Annotated in this window: 19 protein-coding genes; 12 read left to right on the forward strand and 7 right to left on the reverse strand. The window is 51.2% G+C overall.

Going from position 1 to position 18,982, the window contains the following annotated elements; all coding sequences use genetic code 11:
• Nucleotides 1-63: 63 nt before the first annotated feature.
• Nucleotides 64-840 (reverse strand): polyprenyl diphosphate synthase, encoded by a 777-nt coding sequence (gene uppS / locus VB741_RS00610; protein ID WP_323363191.1) that lies wholly within the window; start codon nt 838-840, stop codon nt 64-66.
• A 404-nt stretch (nt 841-1,244) separates the two neighbouring features.
• Between uppS and VB741_RS00615 the strand changes: the two genes are divergently transcribed.
• Nucleotides 1,245-3,686: an AAA family ATPase gene (locus VB741_RS00615; protein WP_323363192.1), complete on the forward strand. Its 2,442-nt coding sequence runs from the start codon at nt 1,245-1,247 to the stop codon at nt 3,684-3,686.
• 203 nt (nt 3,687-3,889) lie between these two features.
• Here the strand turns inward: VB741_RS00615 and VB741_RS00620 are convergent, their stop codons facing one another.
• Together VB741_RS00620 and VB741_RS00625 are read right to left on the reverse strand one after the other, a co-directional pair.
• A complete protein-coding gene (locus tag VB741_RS00620) occupies nt 3,890-4,093 on the reverse strand; it encodes a hypothetical protein (RefSeq protein ID WP_323363193.1) in 204 nt (67 codons plus the stop codon).
• Nucleotides 4,094-4,172: 79 nt separating this feature from the next.
• Nucleotides 4,173-4,817 (reverse strand): L-threonylcarbamoyladenylate synthase, encoded by a 645-nt coding sequence (locus tag VB741_RS00625; RefSeq protein ID WP_323363194.1) that lies wholly within the window; start codon nt 4,815-4,817, stop codon nt 4,173-4,175.
• Nucleotides 4,818-4,927: 110 nt separating this feature from the next.
• Between VB741_RS00625 and stpA the strand changes: the two genes are divergently transcribed.
• The 3 genes from stpA to VB741_RS00640 all read left to right on the forward strand — a co-directional run bounded on the left by stpA (nt 4,928) and on the right by VB741_RS00640 (nt 8,446).
• Nucleotides 4,928-6,211 (forward strand): glucosylglycerol 3-phosphatase, encoded by a 1,284-nt coding sequence (gene stpA / locus VB741_RS00630; protein ID WP_323363195.1) that lies wholly within the window; start codon nt 4,928-4,930, stop codon nt 6,209-6,211.
• An 8-nt stretch (nt 6,212-6,219) separates the two neighbouring features.
• The gene (locus VB741_RS00635) at nt 6,220-7,113 is read left to right on the forward strand and encodes an ROK family protein (protein WP_323363196.1); all 894 of its coding nucleotides are present in this window, start codon (nt 6,220-6,222) and stop codon (nt 7,111-7,113) included.
• Between the two features lie 541 nt (nt 7,114-7,654).
• Nucleotides 7,655-8,446, forward strand: a complete 792-nt coding sequence (locus VB741_RS00640; RefSeq protein ID WP_323363197.1) for a pantothenate kinase — start codon at nt 7,655-7,657, stop codon at nt 8,444-8,446.
• On the opposite strand, the gene VB741_RS00645 is transcribed toward VB741_RS00640, so the two are convergent.
• Entirely contained in the window at nt 8,416-9,264 is an 849-nt protein-coding gene (locus VB741_RS00645) for a M48 family metallopeptidase (RefSeq protein WP_323363198.1), read from the reverse strand. The two genes, VB741_RS00640 and VB741_RS00645, sit on opposite strands and share 31 nt — an antisense overlap.
• A gap of 471 nt (nt 9,265-9,735) precedes the next feature.
• On the opposite strand from VB741_RS00645, the gene VB741_RS00650 reads away from it, so the two are divergent.
• From VB741_RS00650 to VB741_RS00670, 5 genes are all read left to right on the forward strand, one after another.
• On the forward strand, nt 9,736-10,266 hold the full coding sequence (locus VB741_RS00650) for a DUF4330 domain-containing protein (protein ID WP_323363199.1): 531 nt from the start codon (nt 9,736-9,738) through the stop codon (nt 10,264-10,266).
• Nucleotides 10,267-10,427: 161 nt separating this feature from the next.
• Nucleotides 10,428-10,787 (forward strand): hypothetical protein, encoded by a 360-nt coding sequence (locus VB741_RS00655; protein WP_323363200.1) that lies wholly within the window; start codon nt 10,428-10,430, stop codon nt 10,785-10,787.
• 208 nt (nt 10,788-10,995) lie between these two features.
• Entirely contained in the window at nt 10,996-12,393 is a 1,398-nt protein-coding gene (locus VB741_RS00660; protein WP_323363201.1) for a folate/biopterin family MFS transporter, read from the forward strand.
• 128 nt (nt 12,394-12,521) lie between these two features.
• Nucleotides 12,522-14,003 carry a carotenoid oxygenase family protein gene (locus VB741_RS00665; RefSeq protein WP_323363202.1) on the forward strand — a complete coding sequence of 494 codons (1,482 nt, stop codon included), beginning with the start codon at nt 12,522-12,524 and terminating at the stop codon, nt 14,001-14,003.
• 150 nt (nt 14,004-14,153) lie between these two features.
• Nucleotides 14,154-14,435: a hypothetical protein gene (locus VB741_RS00670; protein WP_323363203.1), complete on the forward strand. Its 282-nt coding sequence runs from the start codon at nt 14,154-14,156 to the stop codon at nt 14,433-14,435.
• A 158-nt stretch (nt 14,436-14,593) separates the two neighbouring features.
• Here VB741_RS00670 and VB741_RS00675 read toward each other — a convergent pair whose 3' ends face one another.
• Complete coding sequence (locus VB741_RS00675; RefSeq protein WP_323363204.1) at nt 14,594-14,950, reverse strand: hypothetical protein; 357 nt, start codon at nt 14,948-14,950, stop codon at nt 14,594-14,596.
• A 244-nt stretch (nt 14,951-15,194) separates the two neighbouring features.
• On the opposite strand from VB741_RS00675, the gene folD reads away from it, so the two are divergent.
• The 3 genes from folD (at nt 15,195) to VB741_RS00690 (ending at nt 17,612) form a co-directional block, all read left to right on the forward strand.
• A complete protein-coding gene (gene folD, locus VB741_RS00680) occupies nt 15,195-16,064 on the forward strand; it encodes a bifunctional methylenetetrahydrofolate dehydrogenase/methenyltetrahydrofolate cyclohydrolase FolD (RefSeq protein ID WP_323363205.1) in 870 nt (289 codons plus the stop codon).
• Between the two features lie 153 nt (nt 16,065-16,217).
• Entirely contained in the window at nt 16,218-17,126 is a 909-nt protein-coding gene (gene crtE, locus VB741_RS00685) for a geranylgeranyl diphosphate synthase CrtE (RefSeq protein ID WP_323363206.1), read from the forward strand.
• A gap of 33 nt (nt 17,127-17,159) precedes the next feature.
• Nucleotides 17,160-17,612, forward strand: a complete 453-nt coding sequence (locus tag VB741_RS00690; RefSeq protein WP_323363207.1) for a divergent PAP2 family protein — start codon at nt 17,160-17,162, stop codon at nt 17,610-17,612.
• Nucleotides 17,613-17,778: 166 nt separating this feature from the next.
• On the opposite strand, the gene VB741_RS00695 is transcribed toward VB741_RS00690, so the two are convergent.
• Nucleotides 17,779-18,405, reverse strand: a complete 627-nt coding sequence (locus VB741_RS00695) for a hypothetical protein (protein WP_323363208.1) — start codon at nt 18,403-18,405, stop codon at nt 17,779-17,781.
• Between the two features lie 104 nt (nt 18,406-18,509).
• On the reverse strand, nt 18,510-18,836 hold the full coding sequence (locus tag VB741_RS00700) for an MgPME-cyclase complex family protein (protein ID WP_323363209.1): 327 nt from the start codon (nt 18,834-18,836) through the stop codon (nt 18,510-18,512).
• Nucleotides 18,837-18,982 lie beyond the last annotated feature (146 nt).

The following is an 18,982-nucleotide window of genomic DNA, read 5'->3' on the forward strand; positions in this document are numbered from 1 at the left end:
GGTTTTGCAGTTTGAGTTAAGGGCACCACTCAAACTGCAAAACTCCATCCTCAGAAATGCAACCTAAGCGGTCAGGGCCTCCGCCTTCACTGGCTCAGACAATGCTCCAAACCGACGATCGCGTGCTTGAAAGGCCAGCAGAGCCTGGTGAAACTGATGGCGATCGAACTGGGGCCAAAATACATCGGTAAAATACATTTCAGCATAGGCCATTTGCCACAGCAGAAAATTGCTCAACCGCTGCTCACCGCTGGTGCGAATCAGTAGATCTGGATCGCTGCTGCCCGCCGTATAGAGATGACGTTCTAACAGTTCTTCGGTAATGGAATCAGCGGAAAGCTCTCCCCGTTCTACTCGCTCAGCCACCGAGCGACAGGCCTGGGTGATCTCATGGCGGCTGCCATAGTTGATGGCAACATTAAACTCCACCGCATCATTATGCTGGGTTTGGGCCATAGAACGTTCCATTTCACGGCGGAGGGAAGGTTGTAAACCCGATAAATCGCCAATAAACCGAATGCGCACCCCTTCTCGATGCATTTCCGACAGTTCCTTGCGCAGTAACCGCTCAAACAACACCATCAGAAAATCGACTTCCTCGTGGGGACGCCGCCAGTTTTCGGTGGAAAAGGCATAGGCCGTCAACGCCCCAATTCCCCAATCCTTGCAACAGCGCAGCAAATCCTTGAGTACGTTAGCTCCGCGACGATGGCCTTCAATCCTTGGCAGACCATGGCTCTGAGCCCAGCGGCCATTGCCATCCATAATCACGGCAATATGATTAGGTAGCCCACGGGGATCCAGATCAGATGGTAAAGTTTGCAGAGTTTGGGTAGTCATAATTACAGATAAGTGCTCCAAATATGCATTCAACGTGAATTGCACGAACGGTGCTGTTACACAGCCCACGGCAATCAGTTCACTGAAAAATTAAAATATCGGCCCTGAATGAGCCCATCGCTATAAGAAGGGTGCCCCAAGTCCCTAAGTTTGAGACGTCCCTAACCTTTGGAAAGGACCCATGATAGAGGACCAAGCTAAGGATTTACATCAATATCATTTGATTACAACACAGGTCAGACTAGTTTACCCCTTTGCTTGATTACACCCTATCGGGTTCTTTGTCTGAGATTGTAGGGAAGGGTCCGAATTTAAAGGTCTGAAAAAGTCGGGATATCTGATGCGCAATCCTCCTAACTGTGACGGTAGTCTGTCAGTGTGAAGAAAACCATTGACCATGGCCGATGGGTGTTGATACTGCAATCGAATTTACAGATTCTCTGCTCTATGAGAAAACAGGGCAGCATCTCAGCGATCTGCAATGTTGTATTTTGCAGCAGGTGTGGGGAGGGAAAACCTATCGTGCGATCGCAACCATCGCTGGCTACAGTGAAGGCCACATCAAAGATGTCGCCTCCCAGCTATGGCGTTTGCTCTCCGATGTATTAGGGGAGCGCATTACCAAGGGCAACTACCGCTCACGCTCGGTGTACTGGCTGAAACGAGCCAAGCGCAAAATGGTGCATGTGGCCGAGGAAACATGGCCCGCTTGGCCCCGCATTCATCCTGCCAGCATTACCAAACCGGCCCAAACACTGGCACCCAAAACGACTCCCCCAGTCATCAATCCCCATTTTCTGGGCCGACATGAGGCCATGGAGACGCTGCAATCCCTGGACAGTCAGGGCCACAAAATCATTATCATTCAAGGGGAAGGCGGCCTTGGCAAAACCACCCTAGCCCAAAATTATCTACGCCACGCCCCCTTTGATCTGGTCTTGGAATGGCGGATTGCCCAAGAAACCTCCAACCTGACGGCGGTTGAACATATTCTCGATGAGTGGCTACGGCAGGATCTCAATGACGAACCAGGCCAAGACGTGAGCATCAGCCTCAGTCGATTAAAACGTCACCTAAAACAACAACGCATCGGCATTCTGATTGATAACCTGGAACCAGCCTTGGATGGCAATGGGCAGTTTGTCAAAGAAGCGCGTCATTATGGAGAGCTATTAAAACTGTTGTCAGATCTTTCAGTTAAGACAACAACCTTGATCACCAGCCGCGATCGCCTCTGTGAGCCGGGTATTAAAGCTCATCACTATCGATTACCCCGGCTCACCCTAACAGATTGGCAACAGTGCTTTACCTATCACCAGCTACGTTTGCCAAAGGCCGATGAGATTTTAAAATGCTTACATCGGACCTATGGCGGCAACGCCAAAGCCATGGAAATTTTGTGCAGTACAATACAAACAGACTTTGATGGTGATTTAGGCGCTTACTGGCGAGCCTACCAGGCCGATCCCTTAGCGGAAATTGATCTAAAAAACCTGGTCATTAGTCAGATTGATCGACTACAACACCTGGACCCCATTGCCTATCAACTTCTCTGTCGTCTGGGTTGTTATCGCTATCAGACCATCGCCAAACTTTCGTTATCCGCCATCTTAGCCCAATGCCAACAACCGGATGGGCAGCGGGCCATTGCCTCCCTGCGCAACCGCTCCCTAATTGAAGTGGAAAATGGTCAATATTGGCTACATCCAGTGATTCGGACTGTGGCCATTGAACGGCTCAGACACAGTGGGCTATGGTACGAGGCCAATCAAGTCGCTGCCAACCATTGGACCAACAGCATTCAATTACTGACATCCTTGGCCGATGCTCAGCAAGCTCTAGAGGCCTATTATCACCAGGTTGCCATTGGTGAGTATCGGGCCGCCGCCCAGGTGTTGTTACAGAGCCGCCATAATCAGTGGCAACAGTTTTTGCCCTTGGCCAGCAGCCTTTATCGCATGGGGTTGTTGCAACCGGTCAGTACCCTCATTCTGGAGGTGCTATCCCACCTCGAATCTGAGGCCGAGCCGCTACCCCAGGTGAGTGAACTGCGGAATATTTTGGGAGATATTTATTGGATTACTGGGGAGATTAACCAGGCGATTGACTGTCAGCAGGATGCGATCGCAACCACCCAAAAGCATCTAGCCACCCTCAATCCCACCGACCATCTCAACCACTACTATCTCCAGATGCTCAACATCGACTCACGGTTGAGTCTGGGGCTTTATGCCATGGACCTGTGGGAGTTAGACCAGGCCAAAGCAGCTTTTAGATCGGTCATTGACCTTGGACAAGCAACCCCCCACCAGGCTTGGGCCGACAAAGCCACCGTGGCCCTAGCCCTCACCTACGCCTATCAAAATCAAGCTGACCATGCCCAGGAGTTAGCCCATAGCTGCTTAAACACCTTTACCCACCAGCACCAAACATCCGGTCGACTGGCCTATTTTATTCAACTATTAGGCCAGACCTATGGTCACCTAGGCCATACATCCCAAGCCGAAGCCCTATACCAGCAAGCCCTTACCTTTGCTGAAGCCGGTCATTATCTCCAGGTCAAAGCACAGGCCCTAACGGGGTTGGCCACCATCGCCCGCCAACGTCAACAGCTGGACCTTGCCCTGGAGTACCACACCCAATCAATTGATCTATTCAATAGCATTGGGGCTAAATGTGACTTGGCCAATGCCTATGTAGAGCTAGGTCACAGCCAAATCATGCTGCATAAACCTGAGATTGCCACCCAACATTGGCAACAGGCATTAGCCCTATACTCAGACATTCATGCAAACAAACAAATGGGTCGGGTGGCGCAGTTCTTAAAACCCATCAGCCACGCCTGAGGGTAGTTCTCGCCCAGACTCGCCCATGTTCCAGTACTCAAGTCCATAATCCCCAGTATCAGAAGCTATCCCCCAGAGGTTTTCACACACGATACACACGGAGTACGGATTTCTTCATCCGTGATTTATCCAACCCTTAGCGTTACTGACTATTCTAGAAATGTGCGCAACGAGCACGTCAGCGATCTTCCCCGAGACAGAAGTTAGCTGCCAGTACGATCGGTCTCTTTGATTCTGAAAGCCAATGATAGACTGCGCGGTGCAAACCGGCAGTCTTTTTTTTGTCGCCATGCCATGGTTTTAAAGGTTAACTTCACCCGAGGAGCAGCAATATTCAGGCTGGTTGGCTCTATGTCGCGATCGCGAACAGTCTCACAAAAGAGTTGGCCATCCTGCTTCGCACCCAAGGAATTTCACCTATTACAAAACAGGGGTCTAAGGACCGCTCATGCGCAGGATGTTCCAGCTCCATGCAAGTAATGGCCCTTATCCCATATCCGCTACTGAGAAATTTTCCACAGCATCAAACCCTAACCCCTTACGGATAATGACGGGCTCATCTTCAGTCATATCCAAAATAGTAGACGACAAATAACTAGGGTCCGCCTCACTATCAATAATGATGTCCACCTGCTTTTCTAACGCATCAAATAACTCATACCGAGAGAAATAGGCCTCATCCATATCCCCTGTATGAGCCGAGGTGGAAATAATCGGATTCCCCAGACTTTCCAGCAGTGCATGACAGACCGAACTATCTGGCACCCGAATCCCCGTCGTCTTTCGTTTCGGGTTCATCACCAGCTTGGGCACTAGCTTCGTCGCAGGCAAAATGAATGTATAGGGACCGGGCACTAAAGACCGCATGGTCCGATAGGCCCAATCACTCACATAGGCATATTCCGCAATATTCGACAGCGACGAACACAAAAACGTCAGCGGCTTATCGTTAGATAAATTTTTCAGCTGCCGCACTCGCTTAATCGCATCTTTCGATTGCAAGTCACAGCCAATGGCATACACCGTATCCGTGGCGTATAGCATAATTGCACCGCTTTGGAGTTGCTTGCGAATTTTATCGATCTTGAAAGATTGAGGCGACTCTGGATGCAGAGTATAAATTGTAGCCATAGATCGAGCCCTCACCACTGACTCGCTACTGCAAAAGCCATAGTAGCCGATATCGTAACGAGTGTTACGGTATTTTCACGGAAATGGCTACGTCTCTTAACAAAGGTCCCATGACGAACCCCCGTTCTGAACTTGCTCCACAGTTACACCAGCAAGCCTTTTCGCTGGATCACCCAGCCTTGAGCCAGGTGCTTGCCAACACTGAAAACCTGCTGATTATTCAGGATCTAGATGGCGTCTGTATGGGCTTAGTTAAAGATCCCCTCAATCGCCACATTGATCCAGCCTATGTGGAAGCCGTAACCGCCTATGATGGCCACTTCTTTGTTCTAACTAATGGGGAACATATCGGGAAACTTGGCGTAAATAGGATCGTCGCTAACTCTCTAGGGGAAGAAATCGGTAACCGACATCTACCAGGTCTAGCGGCCGGGGGCATCCAGTGGCAGGATCGCTGCGGTCAGTTAACCCATCCTGGTGTGAGCGAGGCTGAGTTGACCTTTCTTAAGTCAATTCCCCAATGCATTGAAACCGCATTACGGGAGTTTTTAGAAACCGTTGACCATGGCCTATCACCCGCAACGGTAACTCACTGCATCAATGCCTCGGTGCTAGACAATGGGGCGTCTCCCACCGTAAATCTCAACACGTTTTATGAAACCCTCAATAATCCTGCCCTCTATCGACAGCTACAGGGTCAGATGCAGTCATTAACTGAGGCCCTATTGGCCGATGCCAGGCAACAGGGTTTAGAGGATGCTTTTTTTGTTCACTATGCGCCCAATCTAGGGCAGGATGACCAGGGCAATGAAGTCATCTGGTGGGCGAATGAAACCACGTCGGGCACGACAGATTTTCAATTTATGCTGCGGGGTGCCATTAAAGAAGCGGGGGTGCTGGCCTTACTCAATCGCTACTACTTTCAGAAAACGGGGCTGCATCCCCTGGGTATTGGTTTCAATGCTCGCCAGGCTCCTAGAACAATGGAAGATATGCTGACCTTAGTCAAACAGGACTTTGATCCGGCCCATATGCCGCTGATGATTGGCGTTGGGGACACGGTAACCAGTCAGGCGGTCGCACAAGAGGATGGATCAGTGATATTCAAACGGGGTGGCAGCGATCGCAACTTCTTACAACTGATCCAAAACATTGGTCAGGCCTTTGATAGAGGCAATCTAGTCGTCTATGTGGACAGCAGCGGCGGCGAACTCAAAAATCGTCGAGCCCTCCAAGTAGAAACCCAGGACGGTATGCCCACAGTGACCCAAGGCCCCAATGATCCACAGGACAATAGCGATCCATTGATCCTCAATATTGTTTTCCCCGGTGGCCACCAGCAATACTGTGCAGCGTTTCAAGCCGGTGCGATCGCACGCCAAGCAACATCGTGACCCAGACTATGCCCTCCATCCCCCAAGTCATCGGCGTCGACCTCGGCGGCACCGCCATTAAACTAGGTCGATTCACCACCACCGGAGAATGCCTCGGATCTCTGACCGTACCCACCCCGCAGCCCCAATATCCAGAACCGGTCTTAGCAGCCGTGGCCATCGCCATCGCCACCCTCGACCCCGAGCACCAAGCCACCAACATCGGCATCGGCACCCCTGGCCCCGCTGACATCAGCGCTCGCATTGCCCGCATCGCCATTAACCTACCCCAATGGCTCGACGTTCCCGTCGCCGACATCCTCGAAACCAAAGTCCAACGCCCCGTGGTGGTGGCCAATGACGCCAACTGTGCGGGCCTCGGAGAAGCCTGGCTCGGCGCCGGTCGCACCTACCAAAACTTGATTTTGCTCACCCTGGGCACCGGCGTCGGAGGCTGCATCATCCTCAATGGCCAACTATTTGTCGGTCATGATGGTTGCGCCGGAGAGCTGGGTCTAGTCACCCTAGACCCCAAGGGCCACGAATGTAGCAGCGGCAATCATGGCTCCCTCGAACAGCATGTATCAGCCCAAGCCATTCGCCGGGAAATGAAGATGGAACCGGGGGACTTGGCGGACTTGGCCAAGGCAGGGGATAGAAATGCGATCGCCTTCTGGCAAGAATACGGCCGACTCCTAGCCATGGGCCTAGTCAGCTCTATCTATGTGTTAAACCCCGAAGCCGTGATCATCGGCGGCGGCATTAGCGCTGCCGCCCCCTACTTTTTACCCACCACCCAAGCCGAAATCAACCAGCGCATTCGTCCCCGCTATCGTCGCACCCTGAAGTTACTAACCGCCACCCTGGGCAACCGCGCTGGCATGGTGGGAGCAGCCAAACTAGCCATAGATCATATTAGTTAATCGCCAAAAAATAAATCACCAAAATCAAACTAAAACGTCATAAAATCCCGTTAAAACAATTTTCCAAATGGATAAAGATAATCAATCAAAGACTTATGTCAATCGTTGTAAATTTGGGTAAACCAACCCTAACAGACCATGGAATTAGTGCTATATTCAACCTATAGAAACAACTGAATAACTGTTAGGAAATTCTGATTTTGCCTAACACTTCAAACCTAAATCCCTTTCAGATTTAGCTATGTGTCTAAACAGGGCGTTTGCTTTTTCAATTAGTTGAAAAAGCAGTCAAATCTCCATCGATATAAGGCAAGTAGCAAATTTGAACCGTAAACCCTTAGCAGAAACTTCTTATTAACGTCTTCAACCAAACTAACAGCAGACTAGCGATTGTTTTTGAGTTTTGCCAAATTAAAAAGGGTCAGTTAGAAATAACTGGCCCTATTTTAATGGCATGTTTTTAATCGTTATGACCTATGGCTCAATCAGGTTTATATCTGATTATATCTATGGTGTACCAGCGGTCTAACATGGGACGACCATGACCGATTGGCTAGCCTTAGTTATTGGCAATACACGATGGCACTGGGCCTGGTTTAGGCGGTCTGACCTACAGCAGGTTTGGCATACCGACCACCTTTCCCACCCCCCGCCAGCGGATATAACCCTACAGTCCATTTGGTCAAAGGCCGTAACACCTCAGATCCCGCCCCAGATTCTAGATTTGCCCCTGGACTCCATAGCTATTTGGGCCGTTTCCGTGGTGCCCACCCAGGCACAATACCTGCAACCCCTATCCCAGGTGCAATGGATTCATCACGTCGGTCTCAAGAACACATACCCCACCATGGGTTTGGATCGGGTGGTGACTCTGTGGGGAGCGGGGCAGCGCTATGGCTGGCCTGTACTCGTCATTGATGGAGGAACAGCCCTGACATTTACCGCCGGCGCAGAGGAAACCTTTGTCGGAGGGGCAATTTTATTGGGGGTGCGATCGCACCTCGCAGCGCTGCACCATGCCACGGCTGCACTCCCCAGCGTCAGTCCACCCACCACCATGCCGCCGCGCTGGGCCAATGACACCCCCGGTGCCATTCAAAGCGGTGTCATCCTTACGGTGCTCGCCAGCATCGACCAATACATCCAAAGCTGGCAACAGCAATATCCTGAATCCACCGTGATCTTTACCGGCGGCGATGGGAACTATCTCCACCGCTTTTATCAGCAAACCCTAAACCAAAACCAGGCCCTGTTAAACAGAGCCTGGTTCGATCCAAATCTCATGTTTTGGGGAATTGCCCACTATCGCAAAGAGGCAACCCGCGCACTGTAAGCAGCCGTGTCATTACCCGCCGTAGCCAAGGGAATCGCTGAGGTTCTATCCATCTCCTGGAGACGCGCAACCCGAGCCGCAGGGTTGGGGTGGGTGCTAAAGATCGCCGGTGGGTTACTACCACTGTCTAGCTTTTGCATCAGGGTCGCCATGCCAGTCTGGTCATAGCCAGCTTCACCCATTGTGATAAACCCATGATCATCAGCCACCAACTCATCCTTACGGCTGTTGGGTAGTGTGAGAGCAACGTCCACCGCAATGGAGACCATTTGGTTGCGACTCAAGCCAAACGCACCAGCCACCCCTTGGGCAATAGCCACATCCCGCATCTGGTCAAGCGCATGTTTCTCGGCAATGTGCCCCACTTCATGGCCCAGAACTCCCGCCACTTCCGATTCATTCGCCGCCGCCGCCAATAGGCCAGTGGTGACATACACATACCCACCCATGGTGGCAAAGGCATTGATACTGTCATCCTCAACCACCTGGAATACGTAGGGAATATCCGGGCGATCGCTATGGGGAATCAGGCGCTGCCCAATCTCATCTATATAGGAGGTCAGACGCGCATCCCGATGCAACCGAAACGACCGACTGAGTAACTGCTGATTCACCTGACTACCCAGGCTAATTTCCTGCGCATCCGACATATTGGTAATTTGAAACACCTGGATGGTGGGCAAAATGATGTCAAATAAGCCAGCTTGAGCAGGCCTAGGGATAACAGCTCCCATAGTCACTGCCATGAGAAAAGCCATGGTGCCATAGGCCAGACGGCGTTGCCAGCGCTTGATCCAACAGGGAATTAAGTTAGACATGGGTCAGCTTATCTTGTGGTGAAACTGTAAAGGAAAGCAGAAAGTACGGTGCCGTGAGGCAGTGCAGAAAGCGAAGAACGGATATTGTCAAGTTTGGACTTGTGGAAAAAACCACCCTCAAGGGAATCTCCATAAATTGACCATAGCGGTGACTTTTCAAGCTTTTCCCAGGGACTGTGACAGTTAGTAGATTGTAAAAACAAGCAGCAGGCAGTCAAGTCATATGGACCCATCGGCCCTTGGGAGGCAATCGCTCTGTGAGTCACGTTTGTCCTAGTCGACAGGGCCGATTTATCGACTGCCCCTCTCTAACCGGACCAGCCCATGATTAAATACTAACGATTGCTCTGCATATTCTGCAGAGTGACGTTGCATGTCTGTTACATTATCGCTTGGGCTGATGGGAGCTTTGAAGAGCACCTAAGCCTGAACCAGACTGCATAGTAGAAAATATTCGGAGTGCCAAGGATTATGGCTATTTTGGATTCGAAGGGACGCTTATTTGGCAAAATCAGCCTGCTAGACATTGGCGCAGGGCTCATCATCCTAATGGTGGCGGTGGCCGTATTTTTCTACCCTGGAACGTCTGGTTCAGTGGCCCAGGTGGGGGCCGTCAACAAGGACATTGAAGTGGATGTGATAGCCCGGGGCTTAACCGTACTTAACCCTGAACAGTTCTTGGCCGATATGAAAGCGGAAGGCTCCACAAATTTGATTATCCGGAACCAGCCTTATGGCCAAGTTACCATCAAGGATGTGAAATCTCTGCCTCGGAGCACTGCAGTTCCTCAACCCGACGGCTCAGTCAAATCATTGCCCGACCCTCGTCCCGAACTAGGGTACACCGCCGATCTGCTAATCACCCTAGCCGGAACTGCTCAGATTACTGAGGATGGGGCTATCTTCGGCAATAGCAAGGTGAAAATTGGTACCCCCATCGAGGTAGAGGGAACACTCTATAACTTCAACGCCAGCACTGTTGCTGTGCGCATTCCTGAATAGGAAGTAGCAGCTTTGTCTGTATTTTAAATTACATTTTTCTCAGGGAAATATCAGCATTCCCTTACAAAACATTCAGTTGTCTATCATTGCCTCTTCAGATGTGTTGTTCACCGTTACAGGTAGAAAGTTTTGAACTTTCTACTTTTTCGGAGGACACACTGATGAAACGCTTTTTATTTACGGGTGTAGCTGTTTTGCTAGCTGCCGCAGCCATCGCTCCTGCAGCCCAAGCGAAAACGCCTAACAATGATTCTCTTGTGGATACCACATTGCAGCAGCGTCGCCTAGAGGCTTTGGATCTACGGACTAAGGGGAATGACTCCCTGGTTAATACTTCACTCCAACAACGCCGCTTAGATGAGTTAGACCTTAGGACTAAGGGTAATGACTCTCTGGTTAATACTTCACTCCAACAACGCCGCTTAGATGAGCTGGACCTCAGGACTAAGAGTAGTGACTCCCTGGCTGATACCTCTATCCAACAGTATCGGCTAGATGCTCTGAATGTCCGGGATAAGTAATAACCGAACGGCATTGCTAAGCTTATTGCGATCGCACCGTTCCAAACGTTTCTAATCGTTTGAAACCATTAATCATGGCTATGGGGGTACCTGATGTACCCCCATTTTTTTGCCCGATTACCCAATTAACCCATCGTCCCCTAGGGCAATCCCCCAGGAATCGTTATGATTAAGTTAAGTGACATTTCTTAAAGGTTTTTTGTCGTACATGACTGTAACCGCCGAATCCCAGGGCTTTAAGCAATTTTTCGAAAAGCGTATTTTACTAGGTCAGCCTCTTACCACCGAGTTAACCGCTATTTTGCTGGTCTACTTCGTGCAAGGCATCCTAGGTCTAGCCCGGTTAGCAGTCAGCTTTTTTCTCAAGGATGACTTAGGCCTCAGCCCCGCCGAAGTAGCAGCCCTGACAGGTATCGCCAGCCTACCCTGGACCATCAAACCGCTCTTTGGCTTCCTCTCAGACGGTCTACCCATCGGCGGCTATCGCAGACGCCCCTATCTGATCCTGTCTGGTCTCATGGGCACCGCCGCTTGGCTAGTCTTAGCCACCCTGGTGCATACGGCTTGGCTGGCCACCGCCATGATCCTATTAAGCTCCCTATCGGTGGCCATCTCAGATGTCATCGTCGACTCCCTCGTGGTAGAGCGAGCTCGCCAGGAATCCCAAGTGGAAGCGGGCACTCTCCAGTCCCTATGTTGGGGAGCCTCAGCCGCCGGCGGCCTGCTCACAGCCTATCTCGGGGGACTGCTGCTAGAACAAACCAGCACCCTGGTGGTTTTTGCCGTCACAGCCACCTTTCCCCTGATCGTATCCGTCGTAGCCTGGCTGATTACAGAGGAACCCGTCGATCAACAATCGAACATCCAAACCGTGTGGAGCCAAGTCAAACAGCTCCAGGCAGCCTTTAGCCAGCGAGCGATTTGGATGCCTGCCCTATTTTTATTTCTATGGCAGTCCACCCCCAGTGCCGATTCCGCTTTTTTCTTTTTCACCACTAACGACTTAGGGTTTGAACCTGAGTTTTTGGGCCGGGTTCGGTTAGTCAGCAGCCTAGCGGCCCTCATCGGCATCGCCATTTTTCAACGCTTTCTCAAAGCCGTTCCCTTTCGCACTATTTTTGCTTGGTCGACGGTGCTCGCAGCCTTGGGGGGCATGACCACGCTCCTATTAGTGACCCATGCCAATCGCACCTTAGGGATTGATGATCAGTGGTTTAGCCTGGGTGACAGCGCCATTCTCACCGTCATGGGCCAGATTGCATTTATGCCTGTTCTGGTGCTGTCGGCCCGACTGTGCCCCGCTGGAGTGGAGGCCACTCTGTTTTCGCTGCTGATGTCCATTTTTAACCTAGCTGGGTTGATCTCCCATGAACTCGGAGCCCTACTAACCCATTGGTTCCACGTCACCGAAACAGATTTTGAAAATCTTTGGCTGCTGGTAACCATCACTAATGTGACCACGTTATTGCCCCTGCCCCTCCTGTTTTTGCTTCCCAGCGCATCAGCCTCATCCGAGGACGAATTGACGGTAGCTGGAGATGCGGCTGGAGAAGAAGATCTAGGGGCAGAAGATGAAGTGGCTCCAGCACCAGCACTGACATCTTAAATAGCTCTGGACCAAGAGATTATGGTCACCACCCTACGGTTACTTACAGAACTCTAAGCCGAGAGATGCTGGGCTGTGCCCACCCTACGGTTACAAAAATTCACAATCCACAATTCAACCCTCACCCCATGCAAACTCTTCCTTCCTCCAGCTCAACTGCCACGTTTGACATGGACGATTGGCGCAGTGGCTATCGTTCCCAACCCAATGAATATGACTACGAGATCGACAATATTGACGGGACAATTCCACCTGCATTAACCGGGACCCTATTCCGTAATGGCCCAGGTCTCCTGGAGGTGGCAGGTCATCCAGTCCATCATCCCTTCGATGGAGATGGCATGATCACCTCCATTGCCATTTCCCAGGGCAAAGCCTACTTCCGCAATCGGTATGTGCGTACCGCAGGCTATGTAAAAGAACAGGCCGCTGGCAAACCGCTCTACCGGGGAGTATTTGGCACCCAAAAGCCTGGTGGCCCCTGGGCCAATGCCTTCGACCTCCGACTCAAAAATATTGCCAATACCAACGTGATTTACTGGGGTGGCAAATTACTGGCCCTGTGGGAGGCAGCCGAACCCCACCGACTCAATCCCAACACATTAGAAACCCTCGGGCTAGATTATCTAGACGGTGTTTTAAGGCCAGGGGAAGCATTCTCAGCCCATCCCCGAATTGATCCCAGCTGTGCTCTCACCAATCATCAACCGTGCCTAGTCAACTTTGGCGTCAAGGCAGGACTCTCCAGTACCATCACCCTCTACGAATTCGACCCCAAAGGCCGCTTAGCCCGCACCCACCGTCACAACATTCCAGGCTTCGCCTTTTTACACGACTTTGCTATCACCCCCAACTACTACATTTTCTTTCAAAATCCAGTCAGTTTTAACCCCGTACCTTACCTAGCAGGCATCAAGGGAGCGGCCGAATGTATCCAGTTCAATGACAAACAGCCCACTCGCGCCATTATTATCCCCAGGGATGGGACCAGCCCGATCCAGACAATCGACCTGCAAGCGTGCTTTGTGTTCCACCATGCCAATGCCTTTGAAACCGACGGCAAGCTGTACTTAGATTCCATTTGCTATCAAGAGTTTCCCGATCTCAAAGGGGCGGAAAACTATCTAGAGGCTGACTTTAATCGCATTCCAGAAGGTCAGCTATGGCGTTTCGAACTTGATCTTGCAACGCAAACTAGTCAGGCCACATGCCTGATTGAGCGCGGCTGCGAGTTTCCTGATTTGAACCCCAACCACGTTGGCCGCCCCTACCGCTATTTGTACATTGGGGTGGCCGATTGTGCCACTGGCAATGCCCCACTCCAGGCGATCCTCAAGCGTGACCTCACCTCCGGTCAGGAAGAGATTTGGAGTTTTGGCCCCCGTGGCTTTGCCGGTGAACCCATTTTTGTCCCTCACCCCCAGGGGACAGCTGAGGACGACGGCTGGATATTAGGGCTGTTTTACAACGCAGAGAGCCGTTGCTCAGAGCTAGCCATTTTAGATGCCCAGCAAATTACTCAGGGTCCCGTGGCCACACTGAGGCTCCCCCACCATATTCCCTATGGATTGCACGGTGATTTTACCCAAGACCTGGTAATGACATGGTAGGAATATTGTTTTTCACCTAGGTCCTTGGTACCGGACTGGCCTCGTTCATAGGGGAGAGTACCGATTTATGAAAGAAGTAGGTTGCAAGCTACACCCAGACGGGCACTATGCGTAGTGAAACCATGTGCTGAATCATACCCGTAACCACCTATGAGTAGCCAAACACCAAAGCAAGATACCTTACAGTATCGTCTACGTCCCAATTCCCAAGGTATACGCCTAGATATATGGGAAGATAAACCGACCTGTTCACCCGACCAGGCATCCTATCGTTTTTTTGTAACCTATCAGCTCAAGTCCACTGATGAGGCCCAGGCAATTTTGGATCGCTACCTGATTACCAATGATGTTTACAGTGTTATACCGTCAAACAAAACCATCACACCGGTCCACCTGAGAACATTGGCGGGTTCAACATCTGTAACTGGATAATACAGCGGATTTCGGGTAAATGAGGGACAGTAAAACCTTAATCGGCAAGACTTTTGGTCAATACCTTGTCCCTCATAAGACTAGAAACCGCTGTATTAATTGACTAAGGCTAGGGACGATGGGATAGCTGTGGCTGCAGCTGCTTTGCTTCTAGAAGGCTAGGGGTCACCGGATAGCTGTTGCAGCTGCTTTTCTTCTAGATAGTAATCCCCCAAGTCTGCATCATTGATGATAATGGCTTCGTACCGTAAGATGCCATCCACATCAACGCTATTACCCACAGCTGGGGCTACGTTCTCAGTCATAATCCACAGCTGACCAGTGCCGTCATCAATCTGATAGAGCCAGCCATTTAAAATAGCTAGCCGCTGAATGACTGAACCGGTCAAAGATACAGACCGTTCGACTTCATGCGGCTGGCGCAAAGCCTCAATTTTTACCGTAGAGCGGGCCAGCGATAGCACGGACAAATGATTGTCTGATGGCGACTGACAGGCTACGCAGAGAGCCAGCATGCCAACACTTAAGCCTAGGACGCATCTATAATTCGAGCCATCCATTACACGAGTACTCCGCCAGAAGTCTTTGAATCAGAAATCTTTGAACAGGCGCTGCAGGCAACGTCAATTCATGGGTTTATGGGGCCATAGGTTTGGCTGGGGAATAGCCTTTGGTAATCTGGGGAGAGCCAATGCCGCTAGTATCACCTAATTGATTAGCGAAATTGGCATCATCGCCCATAAAGTTAGCAAAAACTTCATGACCCAACGGTTAGATGGCAAAGCCCTTGCCCACAAACTTCAAGCTCAATTAGCCACCGATGTCACCAACTATAGTGGGCAGTGGCACCGACCTCCTGGCCTAGCCGTGGTCATGGTTGGGGATGACCCTGCCAGCGCCGCCTATGTCCGAAATAAGGAACGTGCCTGTGGGCAGGTGGGGATTGTTTCCTTTGGCTCCCAGCTGCCTAGCAATACCTCCCAAAAGACTGTGGGCGAGTTGATTGATCAGCTCAATCAAGATGAACGGGTAGATGGCATTTTGATTCAACTGCCCCTGCCAAACCATTTAGACGCAGCCGCATTGCTTAACCGCATTGCCCCGGAAAAGGATGTCGATGGGCTGCATCCTGAAAACATGGGGCGTTTAATGCGGGGCGAGCCTGGCCTACGCAGCTGCACACCGGCAGGCATCATGGCCGTTCTCCAGGAGTATGACATCGACCCAGCGGGTCAACGAGCCATCGTGCTGGGTCGAAGCATTTTGGTGGGTAAGCCCATGGCCCTGATGCTGCTAGAAGCGAATGCCACCGTCACAATTGCCCACTCTCGAACGGCTAACATCCCTGAACTATGTCGTCAGGCTGATATTTTGGTAGCTGCGGTGGGTCGTCCGAAGATGATTAATGCTGACTGGGTCAAACCGGGGGCAACGATTATCGACGTGGGTATAAACCGAATCCAGGATGCTGAATCGGGAAAATCTCGGCTAGTGGGCGATGTAGATTTTGATACGGTAGAACCCATGGCCGGGGCAATTACGCCTGTCCCCGGGGGAATTGGTCCTATGACGGTGACCATGTTGTTGCACAATACAATATTAAGCTACCGTAAGCGATTTAATGGTTAATTAAGAGTTAGCGCTTACCCATGGCTGCATGTCCGTGAAAATGGACGCACTAGGGTTTGCGCGAGGCAAACTGTCTCCCACTGCCTCCAGCGGCGAAGCCTAGATTGTCAATACTCGGATTCCACAGAATTATCAATTTCTTTTCTTGTAATCATGATGACTACCAATGTCGCTACTGATTTTGACCTCAAAACTTACCTCAAAACTAAGTGTGCCGAGGTTGAGGCAGCCCTGGAAAAATCATTGGCGGTAGTCTATCCAGAAACCATCTATGAGTCCATGCGCTACTCATTGATGGCAGGGGGTAAGCGTCTACGACCGATTCTCTGTTTGGCCACCTGTGAACTGGTGGGCGGTACAGCCGAGCAAGCGATGCCGACGGCCTGTGCTCTAGAAATGGTGCACACCATGTCACTCATCCACGATGACCTACCAGCCATGGACAATGACGACTATCGTCGGGGCAAGCTGACCAACCATAAGGTCTATGGTGATGATGTGGCGATTTTGGCGGGAGATGCGCTGTTGGCCTATGCCTTTGAATTTATTGCCGACCGTACTAAAAACGTTCCTCCCCAAGGGGTGTTGGAGGTCATTCGGCGGTTGGGACGGGCGGTCGGAGCTGCGGGGTTAGTGGGCGGACAGATTGTGGATTTGGCATCTGAGGGCAAACCAGATACGTCCATCGACACTCTAAATTTTATCCATCGCCATAAAACGGCTGCCCTCCTGGAGGTATCTGTTGTCTCGGGGGCCGTATTGGCTGCCGCAGACGCTGACACCATCGAGCGGCTCTCTCGCTATGCCCAAAACATTGGTCTAGCTTTTCAGATTGTGGATGATGTTTTGGATATTACGTCTACCCAAGAAGAGCTGGGTAAATCGATTGGCAAAGACGTTCAAGCCCAAAAAGCGACCTATCCCAGCATTTGGGGGCTAGAGGAATCTAAACGACAGGCCGAGGCTTTAGTGCAATCAGCTAAGGACGAGTTGGCACCCTTTGGCCACCTCAAGCAGCCGTTGGTTGCGATCGCAGATTACATCACCGCACGCACTCATTAATATCCCATTCCCATATACCTATGGAAGCCTTCTATGGAAGCCTTTAGCGAGATTTTTCAGAACCACGTTCTAGTCGTGTCTCTGGTGGCCTGTTTGAGTGCCCAACTACTCAAGTTAATCATCGAAGTGATTGCCAACCAGCGTCTTAACTTTCATGTTCTAGTAGAAACGGGCGGCATGCCTAGCTCCCATTCAGCCCTAGTCACCGCCCTAGCCTGCGGCATTGGCCAAACCATCGGCTGGTCTAGTCCAGCCTTTGCCCTAACGGCGGTGTTTGCCGTCATTGTCATGTATGATGCGGCGGGCGTCCGCCAGGCGGCAGGCAAGCACGCCCGTGTACTCAACCAAATTGTGGATGAGTTCTTTAACGAGCATGAATTTCAAGAAGACCGGCTGAAGGAACTCCTAGGCCACACCCCCGTGCAGGTGATTGCAGGAGCTGCCCTAGGGGTATTTATCGGTCTATTGGCGGGACCGACTTATTAGGTTTAGATTCGTTTAGGTGCCTAAGGGGGCTAATTAGGCCCAATTAGCCCCCTTAGGCCCTTACTTCTCCCTTATCCTCAGGCAAACTGACCTTCTGGAGGTATGGACAAGGTTAATCCTCTGTCCCAAACACCCTAGTGAGCCAACCTAGTGAGCCAACCAGGCATTAGCGAATAGACTCCGTCAGCCGAATGACCTGCTGGCCATCGACTAAAAACGTCGTCAGGCCACCGTCGACTAACTGCTGCAATCTGGCCGCTGCCGCCGAGGCATCGGTGGTATGCATCACTAACAAGTAAGGTTGCTGCAAGTAAACGGCTAGCCCCACATTGCCCTGCTGCGCCAGCTCACGACCAATGTCAGGATTTTGCTGATAGTCCACCAGCACAGCCACCCCCTCCCCCAACAACAGTGGCTGGTAGTCCCCTTGGGGCTGGGTTACCGCTACGGCTTCTGCGGGGGCTGGAGAGGGAGTCGTGGCTTCCACCACCACGGTGTCCAACTGCTCAATGTCATTCAAGTACAGCGCCCAGGAGTTGGCTACCTCTAACGAAGTAAAACCACCAGCGCGGACGACGGTATCACCGAGATAGTTACACACTAACGTAGGCTTATCGACGGGTAGTACCGATATGGTGCGATCGCGGGTCGCTTCATCTTCACCCCGCACAAATAATAGGTACTCCCCACTCCCAGGCGGTGGACAGTCAGGGTAACTTTGGGCCATCCCTTGAGTCGCCAAACCACTGCTGAGAAGCACCATCGCCACTCCACTAAGCCAACGATATCCCATGGCCATACCTCCTAGCTGACTAAACCACATCATCACCCAGCACTACAATTCATAGAAAAAAGCACCATTGGCGCTGTAATTGGCATCTAGAGTCGATATGCCCCCTAAGCCGCCGCCAAAGATGACAACGGATCATTCACCGACGTTAACGGCACCTCAAATTCTCCAGTTGCAATATACTCAAGCCTCAACTTGAGCCAGGTAATAAATACCTTATCGGTTGAAACGACTGCGGCCGAAGGTTTTGGACAATTCTCGTTCACAGACGCCAGCTCAGGCGCTGCCAAAAATGCAGGTTGCTTAATCAACCAAAAATCAATCTCTTTTTCCTGTTCATGATAATAGCGCCGTCGCTCCTTAAGCACCTCGTCTAAAGGTTCTTCTTCTAGTAAAAAGCGCTGACTTGCTACAGCGTAATAATATGTCGTCATGAGTCTTATGCAACCGTCAACGTTGGTGAGCCCACGGGAAACCCGTTTTCCCATCTAATAGACAGGATTCTAGCAGGGAATGTTGAACCACCGTTACTTCCGTTATTAAACCTTGTCTCCCCCTCGCAACGCCTAGTCCCCCTTGC

Origin of the sequence: Leptothoe sp. PORK10 BA2, assembly GCF_034932105.1 — a bacterium.
Taxonomy (GTDB): Bacteria; Cyanobacteriota; Cyanobacteriia; order Phormidesmidales; family Phormidesmidaceae; genus Leptothoe.